The organism is Streptomyces sp. CRN 30, assembly GCF_034105845.1.
In genome coordinates this window covers 1-24,987 of the sequence record NZ_JAVRHI010000447.1, presented here as the reverse complement: position 1 = coordinate 24,987, position 24,987 = coordinate 1, and the positions used below count along the sequence as shown (strand labels likewise).

22 protein-coding genes are annotated in these 24,987 nt (G+C 74.3%); 8 read left to right on the top strand and 14 right to left on the bottom strand.

Annotated features, from left to right (window positions below; translation table 11 throughout):
• Positions 1-49: 49 nt before the first annotated feature.
• The 3 genes from UW392_RS50255 to UW392_RS50245 form a co-directional block, all read right to left on the bottom strand.
• Entirely contained in the window at positions 50-844 is a 795-nt protein-coding gene (locus UW392_RS50255) for a DeoR/GlpR family DNA-binding transcription regulator (protein WP_320782115.1), read from the bottom strand.
• Positions 845-927: 83 nt separating this feature from the next.
• A complete protein-coding gene (locus tag UW392_RS50250) occupies positions 928-2,286 on the bottom strand; it encodes a gluconate:H+ symporter (protein WP_320782114.1) in 1,359 nt (452 codons plus the stop codon).
• Entirely contained in the window at positions 2,283-3,695 is a 1,413-nt protein-coding gene (locus UW392_RS50245; protein WP_320782113.1) for a homoserine dehydrogenase, read from the bottom strand. Before UW392_RS50245 ends, UW392_RS50250 begins: the two co-directional genes overlap by 4 nt.
• Before the next feature lie 246 nt (positions 3,696-3,941).
• Between UW392_RS50245 and otnK the strand changes: the two genes are divergently transcribed.
• Both otnK and UW392_RS50235 read left to right on the top strand, forming a co-directional pair.
• Positions 3,942-5,216, top strand: a complete 1,275-nt coding sequence (otnK, locus tag UW392_RS50240; RefSeq protein ID WP_320782112.1) for a 3-oxo-tetronate kinase — start codon at positions 3,942-3,944, stop codon at positions 5,214-5,216.
• Positions 5,213-5,884, top strand: a complete 672-nt coding sequence (locus UW392_RS50235; protein ID WP_320782111.1) for a class II aldolase/adducin family protein — start codon at positions 5,213-5,215, stop codon at positions 5,882-5,884. Before otnK ends, UW392_RS50235 begins: the two co-directional genes overlap by 4 nt.
• A gap of 53 nt (positions 5,885-5,937) precedes the next feature.
• Here the strand turns inward: UW392_RS50235 and UW392_RS50230 are convergent, their stop codons facing one another.
• From UW392_RS50230 to UW392_RS50220, 3 genes are all read right to left on the bottom strand, one after another.
• A complete protein-coding gene (locus UW392_RS50230) occupies positions 5,938-6,798 on the bottom strand; it encodes a lysozyme (protein WP_320782110.1) in 861 nt (286 codons plus the stop codon).
• Between the two features lie 78 nt (positions 6,799-6,876).
• Complete coding sequence (locus UW392_RS50225) at positions 6,877-7,515, bottom strand: CBS domain-containing protein (RefSeq protein ID WP_320782109.1); 639 nt, start codon at positions 7,513-7,515, stop codon at positions 6,877-6,879.
• A 102-nt stretch (positions 7,516-7,617) separates the two neighbouring features.
• The gene (locus UW392_RS50220; RefSeq protein ID WP_320782108.1) at positions 7,618-8,733 is read right to left on the bottom strand and encodes a bifunctional class I SAM-dependent methyltransferase/NUDIX hydrolase; all 1,116 of its coding nucleotides are present in this window, start codon (positions 8,731-8,733) and stop codon (positions 7,618-7,620) included.
• 261 nt (positions 8,734-8,994) lie between these two features.
• Here UW392_RS50220 and UW392_RS50215 point away from each other — a divergent pair, with 261 nt between their 5' ends.
• The gene (locus tag UW392_RS50215; protein WP_320782107.1) at positions 8,995-10,104 is read left to right on the top strand and encodes a hypothetical protein; all 1,110 of its coding nucleotides are present in this window, start codon (positions 8,995-8,997) and stop codon (positions 10,102-10,104) included.
• Positions 10,105-10,130: 26 nt separating this feature from the next.
• Here UW392_RS50215 and UW392_RS50210 read toward each other — a convergent pair whose 3' ends face one another.
• On the bottom strand, positions 10,131-11,444 hold the full coding sequence (locus UW392_RS50210; protein ID WP_320782106.1) for an MFS transporter: 1,314 nt from the start codon (positions 11,442-11,444) through the stop codon (positions 10,131-10,133).
• Between the two features lie 71 nt (positions 11,445-11,515).
• Here UW392_RS50210 and UW392_RS50205 point away from each other — a divergent pair, with 71 nt between their 5' ends.
• The gene (locus UW392_RS50205) at positions 11,516-11,875 is read left to right on the top strand and encodes a metalloregulator ArsR/SmtB family transcription factor (RefSeq protein WP_320782105.1); all 360 of its coding nucleotides are present in this window, start codon (positions 11,516-11,518) and stop codon (positions 11,873-11,875) included.
• 33 nt (positions 11,876-11,908) lie between these two features.
• On the opposite strand, the gene UW392_RS50200 is transcribed toward UW392_RS50205, so the two are convergent.
• Positions 11,909-13,246 carry an MFS transporter gene (locus UW392_RS50200; RefSeq protein ID WP_320782159.1) on the bottom strand — a complete coding sequence of 446 codons (1,338 nt, stop codon included), beginning with the start codon at positions 13,244-13,246 and terminating at the stop codon, positions 11,909-11,911.
• A 347-nt stretch (positions 13,247-13,593) separates the two neighbouring features.
• Between UW392_RS50200 and UW392_RS50195 the strand changes: the two genes are divergently transcribed.
• Positions 13,594-14,520 carry a hypothetical protein gene (locus UW392_RS50195; protein WP_320782104.1) on the top strand — a complete coding sequence of 309 codons (927 nt, stop codon included), beginning with the start codon at positions 13,594-13,596 and terminating at the stop codon, positions 14,518-14,520.
• A 34-nt stretch (positions 14,521-14,554) separates the two neighbouring features.
• On the opposite strand, the gene UW392_RS50190 is transcribed toward UW392_RS50195, so the two are convergent.
• The 4 genes from UW392_RS50190 to UW392_RS50175 all read right to left on the bottom strand — a co-directional run bounded on the left by UW392_RS50190 (position 14,555) and on the right by UW392_RS50175 (position 19,642).
• A complete protein-coding gene (locus UW392_RS50190) occupies positions 14,555-14,938 on the bottom strand; it encodes an STAS domain-containing protein (protein ID WP_320782103.1) in 384 nt (127 codons plus the stop codon).
• A complete protein-coding gene (locus UW392_RS50185) occupies positions 14,935-16,008 on the bottom strand; it encodes a B12-binding domain-containing protein (RefSeq protein WP_320782102.1) in 1,074 nt (357 codons plus the stop codon). The genes UW392_RS50190 and UW392_RS50185 overlap by 4 nt, the downstream gene beginning before the upstream one ends.
• Positions 16,009-16,019: 11 nt before the next feature.
• Positions 16,020-17,606: a PP2C family protein-serine/threonine phosphatase gene (locus UW392_RS50180; protein WP_320782101.1), complete on the bottom strand. Its 1,587-nt coding sequence runs from the start codon at positions 17,604-17,606 to the stop codon at positions 16,020-16,022.
• Between the two features lie 248 nt (positions 17,607-17,854).
• Positions 17,855-19,642 (bottom strand): helix-turn-helix transcriptional regulator, encoded by a 1,788-nt coding sequence (locus UW392_RS50175; RefSeq protein ID WP_320782100.1) that lies wholly within the window; start codon positions 19,640-19,642, stop codon positions 17,855-17,857.
• A 470-nt stretch (positions 19,643-20,112) separates the two neighbouring features.
• On the opposite strand from UW392_RS50175, the gene UW392_RS50170 reads away from it, so the two are divergent.
• Complete coding sequence (locus UW392_RS50170; RefSeq protein ID WP_320782099.1) at positions 20,113-21,798, top strand: hypothetical protein; 1,686 nt, start codon at positions 20,113-20,115, stop codon at positions 21,796-21,798.
• A gap of 30 nt (positions 21,799-21,828) precedes the next feature.
• On the opposite strand, the gene UW392_RS50165 is transcribed toward UW392_RS50170, so the two are convergent.
• Positions 21,829-22,533 (bottom strand): GAF and ANTAR domain-containing protein, encoded by a 705-nt coding sequence (locus UW392_RS50165; RefSeq protein WP_320782098.1) that lies wholly within the window; start codon positions 22,531-22,533, stop codon positions 21,829-21,831.
• 67 nt (positions 22,534-22,600) lie between these two features.
• The gene (locus UW392_RS50160; RefSeq protein WP_320782097.1) at positions 22,601-23,341 is read right to left on the bottom strand and encodes a GAF and ANTAR domain-containing protein; all 741 of its coding nucleotides are present in this window, start codon (positions 23,339-23,341) and stop codon (positions 22,601-22,603) included.
• A gap of 335 nt (positions 23,342-23,676) precedes the next feature.
• Here UW392_RS50160 and UW392_RS50155 point away from each other — a divergent pair, with 335 nt between their 5' ends.
• Together UW392_RS50155 and UW392_RS50150 are read left to right on the top strand one after the other, a co-directional pair.
• Positions 23,677-23,994 (top strand): hypothetical protein, encoded by a 318-nt coding sequence (locus tag UW392_RS50155; protein ID WP_320782096.1) that lies wholly within the window; start codon positions 23,677-23,679, stop codon positions 23,992-23,994.
• Positions 23,995-24,142: 148 nt separating this feature from the next.
• The coding region (locus tag UW392_RS50150) for an SDR family oxidoreductase (RefSeq protein WP_320782095.1) at positions 24,143-24,987 on the top strand (845 nt) is incomplete at its 3' end.

Sequence of the window (24,987 nt, the reverse complement as noted above, 5' to 3'; positions counted from 1 at the left end):
GGTGGGTCTTGGCCGAAAACCGCCCCTCCCGGTCGTCCTGGCGCGCCCCTCAGGGACGGGCCAGGACGAGGGACGACCCGCCCGCCCGGATGCCCTCCGCCGCCGCCCCGGTCAGGTCGGCGTCGCTGACGATGGTGTCGAACGCGGTCAGCGGCGCCACCCGGTAGCGGCCGAAGGTGCCGTACTTCGACGAGCCCGCCACCAGGACGGAGTGCGCGGCCGAGGCCATGGCCGCCTGCTTGACCTCCACCTTCGACTCGGACGGGGTGGTGATGCCGCGCAGCAGGTCCCAGGAGCTGGTGCTGATGAAGGCGATGTCCAGGGCGAGCCGGCGCAGGGTGTCGGCGGCGAGCCGGCCGACGCTGGAGCGGTTGGAGACGTCGACCCGGCCGCCGACGTGCACCAGGTCCAGGTGCGGGGCCTCCATCAGCAGGCCGTTGGTGGTGAAGTCGTTGGTGACCACCGTCAGGCTCCGCAGCTGGGTGAGGGCCGGCACCATCGCCAGCAGGGTGGTGCCCGCGTCGAGGTAGACGGTCATCCCGTCCTGCACGAGCCGCGCCGCCTCGGCGGCCATGGCCCGCTTCTGCTCCTGATCGACCTGGGTCTTGTCCAGGAAGCCGGGCTCGCTGTGGATGGTGCTGGCGATCCGCACACCGCCGGGGACGGAGAAGACCAGCCCCTTGCGCTCCAGTTCGGCGATGTCGCGCCGCACCGTCATGTGCGAGACCCCGAGCAGCCGGGTGATCTGCTGGACGCTCAGCACCCCGTCGCGCCGCAGGTGCTTCAGCAACTGCTCACGGCGCTGGTCGGGGATGAGCGGCGGGTGCTCGCCGTCCGCGGTCATGGTCTGCCTCTCCTCTCGACCGTGCTGACGTTAGCCGATGATCATGCCGGTGACGGTCCGGGGACCGTCACCGGCTCGCGGCGTCAGCCGTGGACGAACGTGCTGAGCAGCAGCACACCGCCGAGGCTGAGCAGCGACTGGAGCGACAGCATCAGCGTCCAGGTGCGGAACGTCTGCGCCACCGACAGCTGGAAGTACTCCTTGAACAGCCAGAACCCGGAGTCGTTGACGTGCGACAGCATCACCGCGCCGGATGCCGTGGCCAGCACCATCAGCTCCGGCGAGGTGCCGGGGGAGGCGGCGAGCAGCGGCGCCACGATGGCGGTGGCCGCGGCCGTCGCCACGGTGGCCGAGCCCAGGCAGATCCGCAGCAGCGCGGCGACCAGCCAGCCGAGCAGCAGCGGGGGTATCGCCCAGTCCACGGCGTAGTCGGAGATCAGCTGGTCGATGCCGGTCTCCGTCAGCATCGCCTTGAAACCGCCGCCGGCGCCCAGGATCAGGATGATCGCGCCGACCGGCCCGAGGCCCTTCGCCGCCATCTTCTGGAGCTGGCCGAGACCGAAGCCGGAGCGCACGCCGAGCGCGAAGAAGGCGAAGACCACGGCCGCGAGCAGCGACAGCACCGAGTTGTTGCAGGCGTCGAAGAACTGGTACGGCAGGGTGCCCTCGGCCGTGTTGGCGGTGCCGAGCGTGCCGATGAGCATCAGGCCCGGCGGGAGCAGCACGGTGATCATCGCCAGCGCGAACGAGGCCGGCTTGCGGCGGTGCTCGGGCTCGACCGTGGCCGACTGCACGGGACCCTTGTCCAGGTCGGGCGCGGGGCCGAACCACCGGCTGACCAGCTTGGTCAGCACCGGCCCGGTGAGCACGGCCATCGGGATGCCGATGACCAGACCCCACAGGATGGTCAGGCCGGTGTTGGCGCCGTAGGCGGTGACGGCCAGGGTGGGGGAGGGGTGCGGGGGCAGCAGGCCGTGCGAGACGTAGAGGCCGGCGGCCATCGGCAGACCCACCCAGAGCAGGTGGGTGTTGCTGCGCTTGGCGACGGTGTACACGAGCGGCACCAGCATGACGAAGCTGACGTCGAACAGGTGCGGCATGCCGATCAGCAGCGCGGCGGCCGTGATGGCGGCCGGGATCCACTGGACCGGCCGGGAGCCGATGAACACGGTCGCGATCCGGTCGGCGCCGCCGGAGCCGAGCAGGATGCCGCCCAGCAGAGTGCCCAGACCGATGGTCGGACCGCTGCTGGAGAGGGCGTCGCCGAACCCGCCCTGGAACGCCTCGACGGCACGGGCGGGGGCGATGCCCGCCGCGACGCCGAGTCCGAGGGCGGCGAGGCCGAGCGCCAGGAACGGGTGGAGCCTGGCCTTGGTGATCAGCAGGACGAGGACGACGACGGAGCCGACCCCGAGGAGCAGGTGCTGGAGGTCGGTACTCACGAGGTGGTGGTCCCTTCGGCGGTGTCCGGGCAGCCGCGCGCGGCGCGGCCGGCCCGCCAGGCGCGCAGCAGCCCGGCGTCGGGGTCGGCGAGGTCGGCCACCCGGATCAGCTCACCGGCGGCCACCGGCCGGGCGAGCGTGGCGTGGGCGGCGAGGTAGAGCGGCGCGATGTCCTCGGGGGCCTCCTCGCCGCGCAGCAGCACGGCCTGGACGCCCGTGACGTCGTGGTGGTGGCCGCCCATGGCCAGGACGGTCCCGGCGGGCAGCTCCTCGCGCACGCGTCCGGCGAGGACGGCGTACGAGCGGGGATCGGTGCCACCGGAGGGGCGGCCGTGCAGGACCGCGGAGAGCAGGCTGACCGGTGTCTCGACGCCCATCAGGTGGTACGGCAGGTACACCGCGGCGTACCGGCCGTCGGCGCTGACGACGTGGCCCTTGACGCGCAGCGTCTCCCAGGTCACCGGGTCGTCGGTGCGCACGACGACGAAGACACCGCCCGCGAAGGACGCCTCGCCGGGCAGCCGCAGCGCGCTGAAGACGTCCACGGCGCCGGTGCGGCGCAGCACACCGCCCTCCTCGCGCGGGCGGTAGATGTCGGCCAGCTCGGCGATGCGCGCGACGGGGTAGTGCAGCAGCTCGGTGTCCGGGCGGAAACCGGTGTTGTTGGCGACGACGGCCATCTCGCAGTAGTCGGCGGTGGCGCCGGTCGGCAGCGCGGCCACGGCGGCGGCGCGGGCGTCGAGCGTGCCGCGCACGTCCTCCCCGAGGCCGAGGAGGGCGGACAGCTCCGCCGCGGGCACGGTGGTGTCGAGCTGGGTGACCGTGCCGGCCTCGGGGTCGTACACCAGGTCGTACTCGGTGGACTTGCCGATCGCCACGACGTCGAGGCCGAGCAGCTCGGCCCAGGTGACCAGGGAGATGAGGTTGGCGGGCTGGTCACCGTCGGCGGTGGTGTAGACGAGGCCGCGCTCCTCGGCGAGGCCCGCCAGGTACAGGCCGGAGACCGAGTCGACCTCCTTGCTGACCATCGCCACGTGGCGGCCGTCGGTCAGCGCCCGCTCGGCCATGGCGAGGCCGTCCGCCGGGGAGCCGGTGGCCTCCACGAGGATGTCCCAGGGCGCCGCGGTGAGCAGCTCCGCGTCGGCGACCAGCGCGATCCCGCCGCGGGCGGCGGTGGCGGCGACGGCCGCGGCGTCGGCGCAGTCGGTCAGTTCCTCGTCGCGGTGTCCCAGCTCCTTGAGCATGGCGCGCAGCCGGGGGAGGTCCCGGTCGCAGAGGACCGCGGGGACGAGGCCGGGCAGCCGCCGGGTCTGGGCCAGGAGGGTCCGCGCGAACCCGCCGCCGGCCCCGCTCAGTGCGTACCGCACCGTCCGGTCGCCGGTGTCGGCGAACAAGTGATGCAGGTTCATGGGTGCCCTCCTGAATGAGCGCGCAAGGCAGTGTCTGTGCTTCTCGTGCAGGCCGGTTCTTGAGCGACGGATGCCGGAGCGGCGGGAAGCCGGGGCGACGGTGCCGAGAACGCGCGGTCAAGAAGCTGCGGTGAACAACGTGTATCACCAGATCTCACCTGCGTAAAGTCTGGTAACATAATTTCACAGATCATCACGGCGGGCCGTGCGGGCCGCGCCGGACGCAGTACCAACGCAGGAGGCTTGATGCCGACCCTCGGGGCCATCGCAGACGACTTCACCGGCGCGACCGACCTGGCCACCATGCTGGTGGCGCGCGGCTTCCGGACCGTCGTCGCCGTCGGGGCGGACGAGGCCGCCGCCCTCGCCGACCCGGACGAGTGGGACGCCGTGGTCGTGGCCCTGAAGTCCAGAACCACCCCGGTCGAGGAAGCGGTCGGCGTCTCGCTGCGCGCGCTCGACGCCCTGCGCGCGCTCGGCTGCCGGCGCTTCTACTTCAAGTACTGCTCCACGTTCGACTCCACCCCGCGCGGCAACATCGGACCGGTCACCGACGCCCTGCTGGAGGCGCTCGGCGAGCGGCGCACCGTAGTGGTTCCGTCCTTCCCTGCGACCGGCCGCACCGTCTACCGGGGCCGGCTCTTCGTCCACGACGACCTGCTCGACGAGAGCCCCATGCGGCACCACCCGCTCACCCCGATGCTGGACTCCCGCCTCCAGGCGCTGCTCGCACCGCAGACCACGCACCCCGTCACCCGGATCGGCCTCGACACCGTCCGGGCCGGCGCGGAGGCCCTGCGCACCGCCCTCGCCGGCCCCGAGCACACCGACGCGCTCACCGTCGTCGACGCCGTCGACGACACGGACCTCACGGTCGTCGCCGCCGCCACCGAGGAGTTCGGCCTGATCACCGGCGCGGCGGGGCTCGCGGTCGGCCTCACAGGGCCGCACGCGGGAGAGGCCCGCGCCCGGCCCGCGTCCGTCCCCGGCGACCCGGGCGTCGTCCTCGCGGGCAGCGCCTCCGCCGCCACCCGCGGCCAGGTCGCCCACGCCCTCGGCCGGCTCCCGCACCGCCGGCTCGACCTCGCCCGGCTGCGCGCCGACTTCGACGCCACCGTCGCCGACCTCACCGCGTTCGTCCGCGACCACTGGGCCACCGACCCCGGCAAGCCCCCTCTGATCTACGCCGTCGCCACCCTGGAGGACGTCGAGACCGACACCCCCGAGGGCGCCGAACCCCCCGCCACACTGGTCGAACGGGCGCTGGCCGCCTGCGCGGTCGCCCTCGTCGAGGCGGGCGCCCGGCGGATGCTGGTGGCCGGCGGGGAGACCTCGGGCGCGGTCGTCACCGCCCTGAAGGCCCGCACCCTCGGCATCGGCGCGCCCATCGCCCCCGGCGTCGCCTGGGCCCGCACCGAGGTCCGCCCGGCCGGCACCGGCCACACCGTCGACCTCGCCCTGAAGTCCGGCAACTTCGGGGACACCGACATCTTCACTCAGGCATGGGAGCAGCTCGTATGACCGCCGCCGCGCAGGAACTCGCCGCGACGGCGGCCCACCTCGCCGGACTGGGGCTCAGCCCCGGCTCCTCGGGCAACGTCAGCGTCCGCGACGGCGACCGCGTCCTCATCACCCCGACCGGCGCCGACCTGGCCGCCCTCGACCCCGACGCGCTCTGCGTCCTCGACCTCGACGGCGGCCACGTCGCGGGCCCGAGGCCGTCCAAGGAGTTCCCCCTCCACCTCGCCTTCTACCGGCGCGAGAGCGACACCCGGGCCGTCGTCCACCTGCACTCCCGGCACGCCGCGGCCGCCTCCTGCCGCGCCCCCTGGTCCGAGCTGAGCGCCCTGCCCCCGCTCACCCCCTACTTCGTCATGCGGGTCGGGCAGATACCCCTGCTGCCCTACGCCCCGCCCGGCGACCCCGCCCAGGCCGACGTCCTGGAGCGGCTGCCGTTCCCCTGCCGCGCCGCCCTGCTCCAGAACCACGGGCCCGTCGTCGCGGCCGGCTCACTGGCCGCCGCCGCCGAGGCCGCCGTCGAGGTCGAGGAGACCTGCGCCCTCTCGCTGCTCCTCGGCGACCGGCCGGTACGCCTGCTGACGCCCCCCGAGGCGGCGGCGCTGGCCGCGAAGTACGGCACGTACTGGACGGAGAGCGGCGAACGGACCGGCGCGGGCGCGCAGGTCTGACGGCGCGGTGCCGCCGCCGGCCCCCACCGGCGGCGGCCCCCGTCAGCCCGCGGTCAGCCCGCCGCCAGCTCGGTCAGCTGATCCAGCGTCCCGTTGAACCGGTCGTGGTCGCCGACCGTCGGCCCCGTCGAGGTGTACTGCCACATGGTGTGCTTCGTCCATCCGGCGGGCAGGGTCCCCGGCGTGCTGGCGTACCGGGCGATCCACAGCGGATTGGCCCCGAACGCGTCACTGTCGCCGGTGCACTGCTTCCACCAGCTGGTGGAGGTGTAGATCACCGCGGCACGCCCCGTACGCGCCTTGTAGCGGTCCACGAAGTCACGGATCCACGACACCAGCTGACCCGGCGTCCGGCCGTAACAGGACGACCCGTACGGGTTCCACTCGATGTCGAGGACGCCCGGCAGCGTCCGGCCGCCCTCGGCCCATGCCCCGCCGTGGTCGACGAACCAGTCGGCCTGCGCGGCACCGCCCGCGGTGTCCGGCGTCCCGAAGTGGTACGCGCCGCGGACCATGCCGACGTCGTACGAACCGCCGTACTGCCGGCCGTACTCGGGGTTGGTGTAGGACGTGCCCTCGGTGGCCTTCACATAGGCCCACTTGACCCCGCTGTTCCACAGGGTCGGCCAGTCGACGACGCCCTGGTGGCTGGAGACGTCCACGCCCTCCGTCTGGGCGGCTCGGGCGCCGGGGACGGGACGCCCGTGCTCGCCGTCGTGGGCCAGGACGCCCATGCCCATGTGGGCGGTGCCGCGGACCGGTGTGTCACCGGCACCGCGGTCGGGGGTGTCACCGGCCGACGCCGGGACGGTGAGGAGAGGGGACAGGATGGACAGTGCGGCGAGCAAACTGCCCGACGCGAGCAGGCGGAAGCGGCCGTCCGCCACGGCTATGGGTCTGCGCACGCGTCCCATCCGACCGCCCGCGCCGCCGCGCCGCATCCCACGCGCGGCCGGACGGGCGGCGCGCCCCGACGGCACCGGCCGTATCCGTCAGCGGGCCGTCTCCGCGTCGCCCGCCGTCCTGAACTCCACGGCGACGACGCCGTCGACGTGCCGGCACAGCTCCTCCGGCCGGGCGGCCGGCACGTGCTCCGGGAGCCGGCCGGTGAGGACCACGTGGCCGTGCACCACGTCCACCTGCACGGCCGAGGGGGCCAGTCCCAGGGTCTTGAGCAGGACCTCCTCGATGATCTCCGTCCGGATCTCCCGGTCCTTGCGCAGGAACACCCGCAGCAGGTCGCTGCGGCTCACCACCCCGATCAGCCGCTCCCCGGAGTCCACGACCAGCAGCCGCTTGATGTTCTGGCGGGCCATCACCCGGGCCGCGTCCACCACGTTCCAGTCCTCGCGGGCGCAGAGCGCCGGGGACGTCATCAGCCCCGCGGCGTCCGTGGCCGACGCCTTGGCCGCGCCGGGCGGCCCCGGCACGCCGTCCTCGTCGCCGCCCCAGATCTTCTGCAGGAGGTCCGCTTCCGACACCACCCCCACGGGACGGTCGTCCGCGTCCACGACGGGCACGGCGGTGATGTCGTACTCCTGCAGCAGGTGGGCGATCTCCTTGAACGGCGTGCCGCGCTGGACGCGGACCACGGCGTCGCTCATCAGATCGCGCACCTTCTGGTGGTTCATCTCGGATCTTCCTCTCCGCTGCCGGCCCCTGCGGCCGGCATCCGACCTTCCGCAGGTGAGAACGGACGGCGGGCCTCAGGGGTGCCCCGGTACGGCGCGGTGTCATGCGGAAGGGGCATCCCCGGGGCGGTCCGTTCGAGCGGGGCCGCCCGGCGCGAGGGGATAACGGTGGACGGCGGGCAGACCCGGGAACAGACCGGGCCGGTAGGTGTCGAGGACGTGCGCGCTCGGTGTGAACAGCGGCCGCCCCAGCGCGGGCAGGTCCGCCGGCTCGTGCCACTCCCAGCGGTGGATCAGCCGGGGCTCGGTCACGGCCGGTTCCCCGCTCCACCGGGGTACGTGCACCGCCGCCGTCACCCGGGGCATGGCATCGACGGAGTCCAGCAGCAGGGCGAGCAGCCGCACCGCGCCGGGCTCCGCCCGCAGCCCCGTCTCCTCCGCCAGCTCCCGCACCGCCGCGGCGGCGAAGTCCTCCCCGGCGTCGGTCCTGCCGCCGGGCAGCTCCCACACGCCGCGCGTGGACCAGCCCAGCAGGACGCGCCCCGCGGGGTCGGTGACGACGACACCGGCCCCGGTCAGCGCGTGCGGCGCGGGCCTGCCCCGCGCGGCCCAGACCGGCGGGGCCGGGGCCGGGTCGCGCAGGACGACGAGGGCGAGGCCGTCCGCGTCGTACCGGCCGACGCTCCGCCAGCCCGCGCCGAGCAGCCCGATCTCCTCCTCGTCGAGGGCGATGCCCCGCCGGTCCTCCGGTACGTCCGCCGCGAGCGGGGTGATCACACAGAGGGCGCCGCCCGGCCGCAGCCGCTCCCGCAGCCGCCGCGCCACCCGGGTGCGGTCGCGCACGAAGGCCCAGGAGAGCCGGAAGACGATCAGGTCGTACGCCGGACGCGGCAGGTCCTCGCAGGGGTCCCGCTCGATGTCGTGCGGCAGGTACCGCACCGTCCGCGCGGCCGGGCCGTGTTCCCCGGCCTCCTCCGCGGCCCTGGCCAGGGCCGCGGCCGAGCGGTCCACGGCGTCGACCTCGTACCCCGCCCCGGCCAGGTGGCGGGCGAGACCGCCGAGGCCGCAGCCGACGTCCAGGGCGAGGCCGCCGCCCTCCGGCGCGGGCACGTGCTCCGCCAGCAGCCGCCGCTCCGCGTCCGTCGGCGGCCGGAAGGAGCCGCCCCCGGCGTAGAACTCGTCCCACCCGTCCCGTCCGTCCGGACCGTCGTGTCCCACCGCAAGACTCCTCGCTCGCTCCGTTGCCGCACCCGTGCACGGACAACCCTGCCACCCTCACGGCTCCTCCCTCACCGACGCCCGGCGCCCTCCTGCACAGCGCTGACGCCGCTACGGCAGGCGCATGAGGGCACGGTTCCGGCACCGTGCCGGGCCCGGTCGTACGACCCGGACGAGCGCGTTGACGCCGCCCGCGTACGGCAGGACGGTGCACTTTTCGGACGCGGGACAACGGCGTTCAGCGACAAGGGGGCACCCGACATGGCACCTCGACCGACGGACCGTGTGCTCGACGACCTCGTGAACAACCGGGGCAGGGGAGCCCCGCTGCGGAAGAAGCTCGCGGCGACCCCCGACCGCAACTGGCTGCTGGCCCTCGTGCTCCACAGCTGCGCGAAGTCCGCTGAGGGCGCGCAGCTCACCGACCTGGAACAGGCCATCGTGTCGGCCTTCCGCAAGAACGGCGTCACCGACGAGCAGATCCGCCAGCACGGCGGCGCGGACCAGCGGATGCCGCGGCAACTGCGCGACGAGCTGTTCCCGAAGCGGTTCGCGCAGCTCGACGTCAAGCAGTCCTACTCCCTGCGCGACCTGGCCAAGGACGCCCCGGCCATCGTCCAGTCCGTCCTGTCGATGCCGACCGTCACCCAGCTCGACGTACCGGCGATCCACGCCGGCACCGCGTCGCTGTCGGACTTCCCGCTGCCCTCCCGGGCGCTGCTGCGCGAGCACGCCACGGCGATGACGGTGGCGGTGGACCCGGAGGCGGCGGTCCCGCGCACGGCGGCGCCGCCGGAGGCGCGGATCAGCATCAAGGCGACGTCGTTCCGCTGCATCGACCGGCAGACGGACAGCATCTTCGACCCGTCCAACGAGCCGTACTGGATCTTCGGTTCGCTCGGCAGCGGGGTCACCGTCACCACCCGGTCGCAGATCTTCGGTGACGTCGACGGCGGCGAGACGCGGAACTTCACCTCCACCGACGGCTGCGTCTGGGGCCAGAACTGCGCCGCCCAGCCGCTCCCCGACACCGAGATCGGCTCGCTGGTCTCCCTCTGGGAACACGACGAGGGCAACGCGGAGGACATCCGCAAGGGCGTCGCCGCGGCCTTCGCCGCCGCCGCCGGGGTGCTGGCGGCCTCGGGCGTCGCCGCCTGGATCGGCGCGGTCACGGCCGGCGTCGGCGCCGTCGTGGTGTGGCTGCTGGGCTTCCTCGACGACGACCACATCGCGGACCAGACGTTCGTCTTCAACCGCGCGGTCGTCGCCAAGCAGCTGCCCAACGTCGGCTCCTCGTTCAATGTGACCCGCCGCTTCACCGACGGTGACGGCGACTACGAACTCACCCTCCGGGTGGCCCGCGCCACCTGAGACGGCGACAGCGGGCGGCGGACGGCTCACACGCGCGCGTGCGAGCCGTCCGCCGCCGGCGCGTGGTGGTGGCGCCACCCCGCCGCGACGCGGCGGGCGTCCCTCAGGTGCGGATGACCGGGCGGCAGATCCGCGTGGACGTGTACGCCGTGGACCGGCCACAGGCGTACGGCGGTCAGCGCGGCGACCGTCGTGAGCAGGCCCAGCGCGGTCACCGCCGTGCCGAGACCGGCCGTCGCGCCCACCCAGCCGGCCAGCGGATACGTCAGCAGCCAGCACGCGTGCGACAGCGAGAACTGGGCCGCGAACGCCGCCGCCCGTTCCCGCTCCGGGGCCGCGCGCCGCACCAGCCGCCCTACCGGGGTGAGCACCGCCGCGCACGCGGCGCCGAACGCCGCCCACACCGCCAGCAGCGCGGGCCAGCGCCAGTCACCGGCGCGCGCGGCCGTCACACCCCCGAGCCCGGCGAAGACGACGACCAGCGCCACCGCGCCGCCCAGCATCACCGTCCGGTCCGGCACCCGTTCCAGCAGCCGGGGGAGTGCCAGGGCCACGGCCATCGAGCCCGCGCCGTACGCCCCGAGCGCGAGCGGCAGGTCGCTCACGGAACGTCCCATGAGGCCGGTGACGTAGACGACGGAGTTGACGGTGACCACGGCGCTCGCGGCGGCGACCGCCAGGTTGAGGGCGAGCAGCGCGCGCAGCGCCGGGACGCGGACGAAGAGGCGGATCCCCTCGGCGGCGCCCGTGGACCGGACGCGTCCGGCCGTCCCGCGCGGCAGGGCGGCGGAGTCGACGAGCGCGGCCGAGGCGAGGAACCCGAGCGCCGTGCCGGTGAAGAGACGGTCGTGGCCGACGACGGCCAGCAGCGCGGCGGCCAGCACGGGGGAGAGCAGGCTCTCCAGGTCGTAGGCGAGCCGGGACAGCGACAACGCGCGCGTGTAGTCGCGTTCGTCGGGCAGCACCTCGACCACGACGGCCTGGAACGTCGGGGTGAACACCGCCGACGCGGACTGGAGCACGAGGACGAGCACGTACACCTGCCAGACCTCGCCGACGAACGGCAGGACGAGCGCCACCCCCGCGCGGACCAGGTCGGCCCCGATCAGGACCGCCCGGCGCGGCAGCCGGGCGGCGACCGCGCCCGCGAACGGGGCCAGTGCCACGTACGCCACCATCTTGATCGCGAGCGCCGTGCCCAGCACCGACCCCGCACCGGCGCCCGCGAGGTCGTGCGCGAGCAGCGCCAGCGCGACGGTGGCCAGTCCCGTGCCGGTCAGGGCGAGGACCTGAGCGGTGAGGAGGCGGCGGTAGACGCGGTGGCGCAGGACGGTGGACATACGGAGAGCGTAGCTTTCATGTGCGCACATGCGCACGTGAATGCCGTGATGTGCTGGCCTAGGCTGTGGCCATGTCCGAGAGCGGCTCCGTGTCACCAGCGAACGACGCGCACCTGCGCGCCCCCGACAGCGCCCGGCTGGCCGAGGCGACCGGCGTCTTCGCGATGCTCTCCGACGCCACCCGGCTGCACCTGCTGTGGCTGCTCGCCCAGGGCGAGTCCGACGTGGGCACCCTGGCCGAGCGGTGCGACGCCTCGCGCACGGCCGTCAGCCAGCACCTGGCCAAGCTGCGCCTGGCCGGACTGGTGAGCACCCGCCGAGAGGGCCGGCACATCCACTACCGCCTCGGCGACGGACACCTGCGCCGCCTGGTCCTGGAGGCCCTCTCGCACGCGGACCACCGGGTCACCGGCGCGGCCCCGCACGACTGAACGGCGAGTACGTCGTCCCGGCCGACGCGGAGCCTACGCGGCGCCGGGCCGGACGCCGACGTGGCGCAACCCCCGGTCGAGGACGGTCAGGAGCAGGAACACCGTCCCCGAGCCCAGCATGAACCACGCCAGCTCGTGCAGGCCGCCGGTGCCCGCGTGCGTGCCGTACGCGGCGGCGGTCGCGGCCGAGGCGACCATCGAGCCCAGATACATGAACGTACGCAGCAGACCGGCGGAGGAGCCCGTCCGCTCCGGGTCGGCCTGGTGGTAGACGGAGTTCTGCAACGCCAGGTTGTTCAGCCCCTGCGGCACACCGCAGACCAGCGCGACCAGCAGCAGCGTCCAGACGGGGCTGCGGGAGTCCAGCGTCAGGATCAGCGCGCAGGCGGCCAGCTGCCCGACGGCACCGGTCAGCAGCTTGCCGCGCACCCCCGCGCGGCGGCCGGTGAGCGCCGCGACGACGAGACCCGTCAGGAAGAGCGGCAGCTGCACCAGACCGGCCTGTGACGGGGAGAGCCCGCGGCCCTCCTCGACCCACTGGGTGAAGCCGTACAGGAACGCGTACGAGACCACGTACGCCACCAGCGCGCGGGCGTAGGTCGCCAGCAGCGGCAGATTGCCGGCGAGCACCCGCAGGTCGATGAACGGCACCCCGGCGCGCAGCTCCCGCACCGCGAACGCGCCGCCCGCGACCGCACCGGCCACCGGCAGGTACCAGGCGTCCGCGTGGGGGTTCATCAGGAAGAGCAGCAGCGTCACGAGCGTCGCCGCGAACAGGGCCATGCCCGGCAGGTCCAGCTCGGCCGTCACCCGCCCGCCGCCGGTGCGGCGCGCCCGCTCCCCCTTCGGCAGCCGCACCGCGCCCAGCAGCACCGCGGCCACCGACAGCGGGATGTTCACGGCGAAGGTGGCGCGCCAGCCGCCCACCGCGATCAGCAGCCCGCCGAGCGAGGGGCCGATCACCGCGACGGTCTGGTTGGCCACCGCGAGGACGGTCAGCAGACCGGCCGGACTGTCCACGCCGGTGCGGTCGGCCTCGCTGCGCAGCAGCGCCATGGCGGCCGGATAGCCGGCGCAGGTGCCGAACCCCAGCAGCACCCGGGCGGCGATCAGCACGCCCAGGTTCGGCGCCAGGGTGCCGGCGAGCCCGGCGATACCCACCAGCGAGGTGCTGATCAGGAACAGCCGGCGGGGACCGAAGAGGTCGATCAGCCGGCCGACCACCGGCTGGCCCAGGGCCGTGGCCAGGTACAGCGCGGAGACCAGCCAGGCCGTCTGCGAGGGCGGCGCCCCGAGAGCGGCGCCGATGGGCACGAGGGCGACGGCGACGATCGTGGAGTTGATCGGGTTGAGCACCGAGCCGAGGACCATCGGGGGAATCAGCCCGCGGTCGAAGCGTCCCGCCGGTGCGCCGCTCCCCGCGTCCTGCGGCGCGGTGCGGGGGTCTCGCGTCGGCGGGGCTTTCGGATCGTCGCTCATGGTTCCACCGTAGATTTCGACAGGTAGCCCTGTACAGTTCAGCCTGTACAGTTTGCCTGGGCTTGACCGTCGCGAAGAGGTGCCGCGACGTCGCCGCCGAGCGCCCGCCATGCCTGATGCTCCGTCAGCTCACCCGGCGGACCCGCGAGTTCCGGATCTTCCGGGTGTTTCCTGTGAGGCTCCGGGCACCCGGAACCGCGGAAACCGACCGACAAGGGACACAGGGGAGCGGACGACGTATGACGAGAGCGGGTAAGGCGTTCCGGATGGGTACGGTCGGCGTCGCCGGAGTTCTGGCCGGCACCCTTCTGACCGCTTGCGGAAGCGACGGGGACGCGGACGGCGACGGCAAGGTCGCCGGCTCGTCGGCGAGCGCGAGCGGGAGCGCAAGTGGGAGTGCGAGCGGGAGCGCGAGCGTGGGCGGGAACGGCGGGGAGCAGGGCGCCGCGGCGGTACGCGCCGCGTACGACAGGACCGCGGAGTCCGGTACGGCCCGGATGACGCTCAAGGTGACCACCGCCGCCCAGGGACAGTCGATCAGCGCCGGCGGCAAGGGCGCCATCGACCTCGACGAGGGCGACAGCACCATGACCGTCAGCGCCGCCGGGCAGAAGATCGAACAGCGCGTGGTGGACGACGTCCTCTACCAGAAGCTCCCGAAGGGCACCGAGGAGCAGACCGGCGGCAAGCCCTGGGTCAAGATCGACCTCAAGAAGGCCGCCGCCGCGCAGGGCGTGGACGCCCAGGGCATCGGCGACCCGGCGCAGACCGCCGCGTACGCCAGGGCCATCACCGAGAAGGACGTCGAGGAGACCGGGACCGAGCAGGTCGGCGGGGTGGAGACGACCCGCTACCGCGTCTCCGTGGACGTCGCGGAACTGCCCGGCGGCGACCGGTTGCGTGAGCAGGTCGGCGAGAGTCTGCCCATGGACGTCTGGCTGGACGAGGAGGGCCGCATCCGGCGCCAGCAGATCGACATGACGGTCGAGGCACCGGCGGCGAGCCCGTCCTCCGACGGGTCGTCCTCCGCGCAGCGGGTGAAGGTCCGCACGGTGACGGAGTTCACCGACTTCGGCACCGAGGTCGACGCCGAGGCGCCGCCGTCCACCCAGGTCACCGACATGACGGACAAGGTGCTCTCCCAGCAGGGCCGGTCGGCCGGCTGACGGGTCGGCCGGGGCCGGTCGGCCGGCTGACGGGTCAGCTCGTCCCCGCCCCGCTCATCCCGTCGCTGCGCGCCTCGGCGGACGCGGCGGGAGCGGTGAGGTGGTCCAGGACGTTGGTGATCTGCAGCATGCGCTCCAGCACCCGCGGCCGGTCGTCCAGATGGAGCGTGGCACCGGCGGCGCTGGTGCGGCGGTGGACCATCAGCAGGGCCGCCAGACCCGAGGAATCGATCCACTCCAGGTCGTGGAAGTCCAGCCGCACGTCCCGCAGCCGGGCGGACCGGCCGAGGCAGGCGGTGACGGTCTCGACCAGCTCCTCGCAGGTCTCGTGGTCCAGCTCGCCGGCGACGCGCACGGTCAGCGCGGTCGGCTCGCCGATGATCGTCAGGGACAGTTCGGTGGTCGTGTGCTGCGTCATGCGCGGGTGTGGGGGCCGGGGACAGGACGGGCGGGACGGCTGCCGAGCGCGGCGGCCCCCTCGCGGAGGAGATCCAGGGTACGGGGGAAGTCGCGGAGCTGACCGGCGAGGAGGTCGAGACCGGTGACGAGCGACCGGGCGGGAACGTTTCTGGCCTCCAGGATGTCCGCCGTCCAGTCCAGGAACGCGACGAAGGCCCCGGCGTCGTCGACGTACAGCGCGGTCGCGAGGAAGTCGACGATGTGGGCGATGTCCTCCGCCGTGCGCTCGCGCTGGGCGGCGTCGTACCCGCGCATCGCCGGGAACGCCGCCTCCAGGTCGGCCAGGGTCTGCCTCACCAGCCGGCCGTGGCTCCTGACGACCATCGTGTACTCCTGGTCGGACAGGTGCGGCAGGTCGTCCACCGCCTGTCGCGCCACCGCCGGGTCCGGCCGGGACAGCCCCGCCGCCAGCACGTCCGCGGCGCCCCGGGCGTCCTGGGCCCACGCGTCCGCGCCCAGCGCGCGGGCGTAGCGGCCATCGGGGCCGAAGGCACGGCCGCCGGCCAGCACCGGCACCCCGATGGCCTGGCAGGCGGTGATCGCGGCGTGTGCCGTGGGCAGATGGGTCGTGATCGACCCGGAGAGCAGGACCGCGTCGGGCACAGTGTGGTGCAGGTGCGCGACCAGGTGCGGCGTCGGGGTCTGGGCGCCGAGGTAGTCGACCCGCCAGCCGCGCAGCGACAGCACCTCGGAGACCAGCCGCGCCGGGAAGGCGTGCCACTCGCCGTCCACGCAGGCGACCGTCACCCGGCCCCGGTGCGCCGGGCGCGCCGCCTCCGACGACCGGCGGTGCACCAGGGCGGCGACGACCCGCTCGTTGATGGCGGTCGCGGCGTGCTCCTGCGCCACCGTGATCCGGTCGGCGGCCCACTCGACGCCGACCCGCTCCTGCACGGCCGCGATCACGTCCATCAGCAGCGTCTCGCGGTCCGCGCCGTCGGCCAGCCCGTCGTGGACGACGTCGACCGCCGCGTGTTCGTCGCCGAGCGCTACCGCGTGCCAGAGCCGGTCCCGCAACTCGGCTGACATGGCGGGGTGATTCACCCGTTCCTCCTGCTGTTCTTCCCGTCCGCGTGTCCGCCGACGATCGTCAGCGGTCCGGTCCTCGGGGCGCTGACGGCGATCGTGGCCATGTCGTCGTGACGGCCGGACCGCAGCCACTGCGCGGCCAGCATCTGGACGCGCTCCACCACCGCCTCCGAGGGCAGCCCGGCGCACTCCGCCAGGGCCCGTTTGAGGCGCTGTTCCCCGAAGAGTTCGTCCCCCAGTGGCCCGCCGCGCGCCTCGGTGATGCCGTCGGTGTACAGCAGGCACGTCTCGCCCGGCTGCAGCACCGCCTCGACCGTGTCGGCGTTCACGCTGGGCAGCGCCCCCACCAGCGTCCCCCGGGTGGGCACCTCCTCCACCGTGCCGTCCTGGCGGACGATGAGCGGCGGCAGGTGCCCCGCGCTGGTCAGCCGCAGCCGCACCCGGCCGGCCCGGCGCCGTACCGAGGCCAGCACCAGCGTCGCGAACCGGGTGTGGTGCGAGGTGAGCAGCGCGCCGTTGAGCAGGTGCAGGACCCGCTCGTGGTCGTCGGCGAGCGGCAGCAGCGCGTGCAGCGTGTTGCGGATCTTGCCGGTCAGCACGGCCGCTTCCAGGCCCTTGCCGGCCACGTCACCGAGGACGACGAACGTCTCCCGGGTCGGGTCGTCGCCGGGGTGCACGTCGTAGAAGTCGCCGCCGATCCGCTCGTGGTCCTTGGCGGAGCGGTAGCTGCCCGCGTACTCCACGCCGTGCACGGTGCGCAGTACGGGCGGCAGCAGTTCCCGCATCAGGGTGGAGGTGATGGCGGCCTGCTCCGTGTACAGGTGCGCGGCGGAGAGCGCCGCGCCGGCCCGAGCGGCGAACAGCCGCGCGAAGACCTCTTCCCCCTCGGTGAAGGCCTGTTCGGTACTGGAGCGCAGCAGGACGAGCGCCCCCGCCGGCACTCCGTGGCCGGGCAGCGGCGCGACGATGACGGAGCCGACGGGGCCCGCGAAACCCTCCGGGACGACCCAGTCGGGGATGTCGGCGGGGTTGATCCAGCGGGCCGGCACCGGCGGGAACCCCTGCAGGGCCTCGGTGAGTCCCGGGACGGTGTCGGTGTCGATCTGCCGGGAGGTCTGCGTGACGGGACCCCCGCGCCGGGCGTGGGTCAGGGGTTTGCGGCGTCCCTGCACGGGGGCGACGAGCACGGCCGCGTCGGCGAAGTGCTTGGCGGCGAGACAGGCGGCGACCTCCATGCACCGCTGCACGTTGAGCGTGGACAGCAGCGCGGTGGAGACCTCGGTGAGGATCGCCGACCGCTCCTGCGCGCTGTGCAGGGCGCTTTCGGCGAGCCGCCGGTCGGTCTCGTCGATCAGCCACCAGACCACGTCCCCGTCGGGGGAGGAGGAGGGGTACGCCTCGTAGAGACGGTCGTTGATGCTCCCCGCCGACGGGCCAGGCGGGGTGCCGGAAAGCGCGCCGGAGACCCGGCCGTGCGCATCGGAGAGCCAGGACGGTACGACATCGTTCAGCCGGGCCCCACCGGCGACTCCGGGCAGCAGTACGCGGGCGGCCTCGTTCATCTCCAGGAGACCGCCGTGCCGGTCGACGACCAGCACAGGACAGGGGGCATCACCCCACGTGGCACCGACGGTGACGTCGGCGTCGCGCGGGCTTGCAGAGGAACCGCGGGCAGCGCACACAAGCGGGGGCACGCGGGGAACGCGCCCCACCACCTTCCTGTCCATGGACAATAGATGTCTTCCGGCAACAGTCCCGCATCGGGTGCCGCAGTGCAACCCACCCCCCGGCAAGCTCCCCGAGCATCACACGGGGGCGTGAACCCGCGCCCGGCGGAGCCCGCGCGTCAGGCGCGCTCCGCCGCTTCGGCGCACTGGCGTGCGAGCAGCGCCATGCCGTGCGCCCCGGCGACCCGCCGTGCCTCGGACAGCAGCCCGGCGGCCTCGGCGCGGTGTCCGGGCCGTCCGGTACGGAGCAGGGCGCGGGCCTGCGCCAGCCGCAGCCGGGCGAGTTCGGGCTGGGACGTGCGGGCCGGCGCGGTGGCGCGGCGGAAGTGGACGAGCGCGTCCTCCGGTTCCCCCGCGGCGAGCGCGAGCAGTCCGCAGGCGCGGGCCGTCGACCCCACCAGAACGGTCGGCCAGCCCGCGAGCCCCAGTTCCTGCCCGCCGTGCGGCGCCAGCCGCTCGCGCAGCGGCGGCACGGTGCGCGCCAGTACTTCCCGGTGACCGCCCGCCAGGTCCAGCGCCGCGCACGTCTCGGCCAGCAGCACCAGCGTGGGCACCGCCCAGCCGGACGGCGGGAAGTCCCGGAACGCCCCGGTGTCCGCCGCCAGCGCCGTGAGCAGGTCGGCGCCCTCGGCGTGCCGCCCCGTCTCGCACAGGGCGAGCGCCAGTCCGGCCCGCCAGACCGGGAAGTAGGCGTGCTGCTCCACGTCCTTGACCAGATCGGTGCCGAGCAGTTCGGCCAGCCGGCCCTGCTCGCGCAGCAGCCAGTAGACCTGGCCGAGGCGGGTCTGGCGCAGATTGTCGGCCGGGACCGCGAGGTCGGCGCGCAGCCGCTCGGTGAACTCGGGCGACCGCCGCCACACCCAGTCGGCCGCGGCGGCGAACCGGCCGTGCCACAGGTCGAGCAGGGTGTCCAGCGTGCGCTGCTGCCAGCCCGCGAGGGCGCTGCGGCTCTCCGCGGCGTGCTTGCGGTACTGCTGGGCGGTGGCCAGCGCGCTGTAGACCCGCCCGGTGCGCAACTGGTCCACCGCCAGCGCCATCAGCGCCTCGCCCCGGAAGTACGGGGTTCCCTGCCGGGCCGCCGCGTCGCGCAGCCGCTCCGACAGGGCCAGCGCGTCCGCCGCCGGCATGAAGTCGTAGCGCGCCCACCGGCATTCGGTGAGGACCTCGCAGCGCACCTCGTCGGCCGCGGACTGCCGTGTCGCGGCGTCCGTGGTCCGCGGCAGCCGGCGCAGGGTGTCCTCGGCGAGCCGCGCGCCCTCGTCGGCGCCCGCCCCGCCCACCGCCGTGTCCGGACCGACCGCCATGGACAGCTTCTTCGCCAGATGCGCGGAGAGCCGCAGCCGCAGCCCGGTGGTGTGGGCGTCGTCCCCGCGCAGCGCGGCCAGGCCGTCACCGATGAGGTGGCGCAGTTCGTGGTCGACCTGCCCGGGGTCGGACCAGCGGCGGGCCATCCGGATCACCGCCTCGGCGCGCGCGTGCGGATCGCCCCGCGCGCTGTCGTACGCCGCGCGGTAGTGCCGGTCGGCCTCGCGCATCTCCCCGGCCGCCTGGCACAGATCGCCCCGCCGCAGCAGCCGGCGGAAGGCGGCCTCCGGCCCAGGTGTGCCGTCCAGGGGCCCGACCAGCTTCACGGCGTGTTCGCCCGCCCGGTCCGGCAGCGGCTTCGGGCCGGTGTCCCGGCCGTCCCTCGGCACCAGCCCGGCCAGTGCCCCCTTGGCGTCCAGCACCTCGTCGCACCGGCGGGCCAGTTCGGGGGAGACCCGCCGCAGTCCGGTCTCGATACGGCTGAGGAAGCTGCGGCTGCAGAAGACCCGGGCGGCCAGCTCGCCCAGCGAGAGCCCGGCCGCGGTCCGCCGCCGGCGCAGCTCGTTCCCGAAACCGCCCGCCCCGTCGCTCTGCGTCGTCATCCCCCCAACGGCCGCCTGCCCGCTCCGTGTTGCCAGAAGCGCGTTGGCAACAGCCGATCGCCCCGCGAACCCGCCGGGGCGAACGAATCTGTCCGTGAGGGAGCTTACCGGGAGGAACGGCACGCTCATCGGCAGACGGGGGAGTGGTCATGAGTTCGGACGATCCGAAAGTAGTGGCGGCGATCGATTTCGGCACCCACGGAACGGGGTTCGCCTGGGCGGTCCGAACCCCACGGGACGAAGGCCCCCTGCCCCGACGGCAGGAGAAGAACCCCCCGAACCGACCGACACGCGACGACGCCCCACCGAACCGCACACCGCACGACGCCACCCGACGCGACACCGCGTCACGCGCCGGGGCGCCGCGTGAGGGTGGGTCTCGGCGTGGGGCGTCGGGTGTCGGTGGGTCTCGGGGCGGGGCGTCGGGGGAAGGTGAGCCGCCGGGGGCGGCGTTCGGTGAGCGTGGGGTGGTGCGTCGTGCTGTGCGGTTCCCCGGGTGGTTCGCGGGTGGGCGGCTCGGTTATCCGAAGAATCTGACGGCGCTCCTCGTCGACGACGAGGGCACCACCGTCGCCTGGGGATTCGACGCCCGCGACCAGTGGGCCAAGGCCCTCGACGAGGGCCGGGGCGACGGGCTCGGCTACGCCTACGCCTTCAAGACGGCCCTGACCGGCGGGGCGGCGGCCGGGCTGCCGGTCGTCGGCGGCCGGCTCGACCTCGCCGACCGGGACCGCGTCACCGGCCTGATCGCCGCCTACCTCGAAGAGGTCCGCGGCGTGGTCATGGCCGAGATCAGGGCCCTCGGACACACCGAGCACGAGGTCCGCTGGTGCGTCACCGTCCCGGCCGTCTGGGACGACGTCGACAAGTCGGTGATGCGCCGGGCCGCCGTCGCCGCCGGCTTCCCCGACGACCCGGAACGGCTGCTCCTGGCGAGCGAACCGGAGGCCGTCGCGCTCTCCTGCTACCTCCGCATGACCGAGAGCGACACGCCGGACAGCGCCCGGCTGCCCCTCGACGAACCCGGGGTGCGGTTCGTCGTCGTCGACTGCGGCGGCGGCACCGTCGACATCACCGCCTACGAGACCGACCGCACGCTGGGACGGTCCGTCGGACTGCGCGAGACCGGCGTCGCCACCACCGGCCGGCTCGGCTCCGAGTACGTCAACCAGGCGTTCCGCGACAAGGCCCTCGCCGACCGGTTCGGCGCCGCCGTGCTGCGGCGGATCGAACGGGACCACGCCGGTGACCTCCTCGCGATGTGCGCCCAGTGGGAGCGCCACAAGACCACCGCCGAACTGGCGTGGGACGACGACGGCACCGCCCGCGTGGCCGACGCGGCCCTGATCGACGTACCGCCCGGCATCTGGGACCTGCTCGACGGGACGGTGTGCGCCCGGCTGACCCGGGAGGCGGGCGGCGCGCCCCGGCGGCTCCGACTCGCCCCCGAGGAGGTGCAGAGCCTGCTCGACGAGGTCGTCGGCGGCATCGTCGAGAAGGTCGAGGAACAGCTCGCCGGCATCCGCCGCACCGCCGCGCCCGGCGCCCGGCCGGAGATCCTCGTACTGGCCGGCGGCTTCGCCCGCTCGGCGTGGCTGCGCGACCGGATGCGCCGCCGGTTCGGCGCCCGGCACCGGGTCCTCGTCCCGCCCGACCCGGCGATCGCCGTGCTGGAGGGCGCCACGCTCATCGCCCACGACCCGAGCGTCCTCATCTCCCGCCAGGCCAAGTACACCTACGGCTTCGGCACCTCCATGCCCTTCGAGGACAGCAGGGACAGCGTGGAGCGGATGTACCGGGACGACGACGGGGAACTGCTCTGCGTCGGCCGGTTCCTGGTCGCCGTACGGCGCATGGACCCGGTCCGGGTCGACGACGCCTTCCCGTTCCAGGTCTGCCCGGTCCGCCGGGACCAGCGGCGGATGGAGGTCCGCCTGTACCGCACGGCCCGCCCCGACCCGCGCTACGTCGACGAGGAGGGGAGCGAGGAGATCGGCCGCATGACCGTCGACATGCGGGACACCGTCGGCCGCCCGCTGCGGGAGCGGCCGCTGGTCCTGCTGTTCTACTTCGGCGCCTGCGATCTGCGGGTCGAGGCGTTCGACCCCGGTACCGGCGGGACGACGAGGGTGACCGTCGACTTCGCGCGCCTGTGAGGGCGGCCGCACGCACGCTTCCCCCGGGTGTCATTCGGGGAACCGCAGCCGGCCGGCCACGATCGCGCGGGCCACCTCCAGCAGCGGCCGGTCGTGGCGCCAGGCGTGCGTACGCAGACGCAGCAGGGCCTGGTCGACGGGGAGATCCAGGCGCACGCTGAGTACGCCGGCCGCCTGGTGGACCTCCGCGCGGTGCAGGTCGAGACCGGCGACCGGCGGGTTCCCCGTCGCCAGCGAGGCGAGGGGGGTGTGCAGCAGCAGGTCGAGAGCGACGTGGGAGAAGAGGTCGAAGCGGTCCACCTGGCCGGCCGGGAACGGCCCGGCGGCGGCGCGGTACCCGGTGAGGACGCCGACGGTGACGACGCCCAGGCACAGCGGCGCGGCGATCACGGAGCGGGCGGCGAGGCGGCCCGCGGCCGGGACGAGGACGGGCCAGCGCGCCGCGGGCACCTCCCGCAGATCCGGCACGGTCACCGTGCGGCCGGTGCGCAGGGCGTCCCAGACCGGCCCCTCGCCCAGGGTGAACTGGAGGTCGTCCAGGGCGGTGCCGAGCGTGTCGGCGGAGTCGTACCAGAGCAGTTCCAGACTGCCCCGGGCGGAGCGCAGGCTCAGGGTCAGCGCCTGCACGCCCAGCAGCCGGGCGGTGTCGGCGGGCGACGCGGCGGACAGGTCGCCCCCGGCCAGGGCGGCCCGGCGCAGCCGGGCCACGAGCGTGCTGAACTCACCGTCGGACATCACGCACCCCACCGGACGGTCGGTGGCGGGGGCACGTGAGGCGGCCGCGGCGGTGAGGGCCGGCGGCTCACCGGGCCGGGAGGAGGTCGTCGGGCGTGTCGCCCCGGGCGATCCGCGTCGCGAGGACGGTGATGTTCTGGTGCCGGGCCCGTGCGTGGGCGCGCAGCCACGCGAACGCGTCGTCCATGTCGACGTCCAGCCGGGCGGAGAGGACGCCCTTGGCCTGCTCGACGACGAGACGGCTGTCCAGGGCGGTCCGCAGCCGGCCGATGACGATCGCCTCGTCGGCGGCATCGTGCCGGTCGGCGAAGGAGGCGGCGGTGGCGTCCGCCAGGGACTGGGTCAGCCGCAGGTCGCGGAGGTCCACGTAGGGCGGTCCCGTCATGAACAGGTTGAGAGCGCCGAGGAGCATGCGCGGCAGCCGCAGGCTCACGGCGGCCACCGCGGTGACGCCCATCTCGCGTGCGTACGGGGCGAACCGGGGCCAGCGGTCGCGGCCGCGCCCGGCGAGGAGGACCAGCGGCAGCGGCCGCCGGGAGCGCGAACTCTCCAGACAGGGGCCTTCGCCGAGGTCGAACTGGAGCTCCACCAGCTGGCGGCACAGTTCGTCGGAGGCGGTGGCATAGGTGACCCGTTCGGCATCGCCCCGGTGCTCCAGGACGGTGATCCCGGTACTGCGGACCGGCAGCAGCGCGCACGCCTGCGCGGTCAGGTCGTGGAGGAGTTCCAGCGGGTCGAAGTCCGCGGTGCGGCGGGAGAGGTCGAGGACGGCGTCGGCGATGCGCAGTTCGCGGTCGGTTGTGGGCATGACGGCCTGCCGATCGGCTGGCTGCCGTCTCCGTGACGGAAGCGGGGGCCAGGGCCCCGTCCGGCGACGGAAGGGATGGTCGGCCTCTTGAACAGGCCGTAGGCACGCCCGCTGACAGGGGAAGCCGGTTGTCGCCTCTTTCCGTATGGCCCGCCCGGGGCCGCCGCGCTGACCGGTTCCACCCGGCCGGAACGGCCCCACGGTGCGCACCCAACGTACTCCTCTCCGCGTCCTCGACACAGGGCCGGTTGTCCCTCGCCGGCCGCGTGGAGCGGCGCCGCCGGGATCAGCGGGCCGTACCTGGGTACGCGGACCGCGACCGAGGGAGGAGTGTCATGACGACGTACGTCATCTCGGTGCCGGGGACCTTCACCGAGGGTGCCGAGGACGGCACGCGGGCCGAGCTGGCCCGGGCCCTGCGCCCGGCCGACCCGCACCGCACCCAGTTGGGCGACGAGGAGGACCTCGACGTGCTCACCGTCAACGACGACGGCACGTTCACCGTCCGTCTCACCGTCGACGCGGACAGTGGTCCGGAGGCGGAGGGCAAGGCACGGCGGCTCGCCGAGTCCGCCCTGGCCACCGCCGGCCTGGACGGGAACCGCGCCCCACTGGGACCGGCGGTGATCACCGGTATCGATTCCGACATCTGACGGCACCGGCGGGCGCGGACGGCGCGGGACGGCCCGGGACGGGCCCACGACGGCTCCGACGGGCCGGTCCCGCCGTCCGCGCCTACGGTGGTCAGCACGAGGAAGTCGGAGGTCCGAGGGGAACGGACCGGTCGCGAGGAGTGGTGGCATGCCGGTGGAAGCGAACCCGCTGGACGGCAGGACGGCCGTCGTGACCGGAGCGGCACGCGGTCTCGGCGCGGCCCTGGCCCGTGAACTGTCCCGGCGCGGCATGCGGCTGGCCCTGCTCGGCCGCGAGGAGGCGACCCTCGCCCGGGTGCGGGACTCCCTGCCCGGCGAGTCCTGCTGCTGGGAGGCCGACGTCACGGACGACGCCGGCATGGCACGGGCCGCCGCCGGGATCCGGGAGAGATTCGGAGCCCCGTCGGTCGTGGTGGCCAACGCGGGCGTCGCCGAGGGCGGGCCGTTCGCCGAGTCCGACCCCGCGACCTGGCGCCGCGTGATCGAGGTGAACCTCGTCGGCAGCGCGGTGACCGCCCGCAGCTTCCTGCCCGGCCTGTTCGCCACCCGCGGCTACTTCCTCCAGGTCGCCTCGCTCGCCTCGATCGGGGCGGCGCCCCTGATGAGCGCGTACTGCGCGTCCAAGGCCGGTGTGGAGTCGTTCGCCCACGCGCTGCGCGCCGAGGTCGCCCACCGGCGGGTGGGGGTCGGCATCGCCTACATCAACTGGACCGACACCGACATGATCCACGACGCCGACCAGCACGCGGTCCTGCGGGAGCTGCGCGGCCACATGCCGCCGCCCGCCCGCAAGGTCTACCCGGTGGCGTACGTGGCCGGCCGGCTGGCCGACGCGGTCCAGCGGCGCCGGCCGAGCGTCTACGTACCGGGCTGGCTGCGGGCGACCCAGCTGGTGCGCGCCGCCATGCCGCCGGTCGTCACCGCGCTGTCGCGGCGTGAGCTGCCGCGCCTCGCCGCCGCCGAGCCGTTCGAGGCGACGGGCCTGCTGGGGGC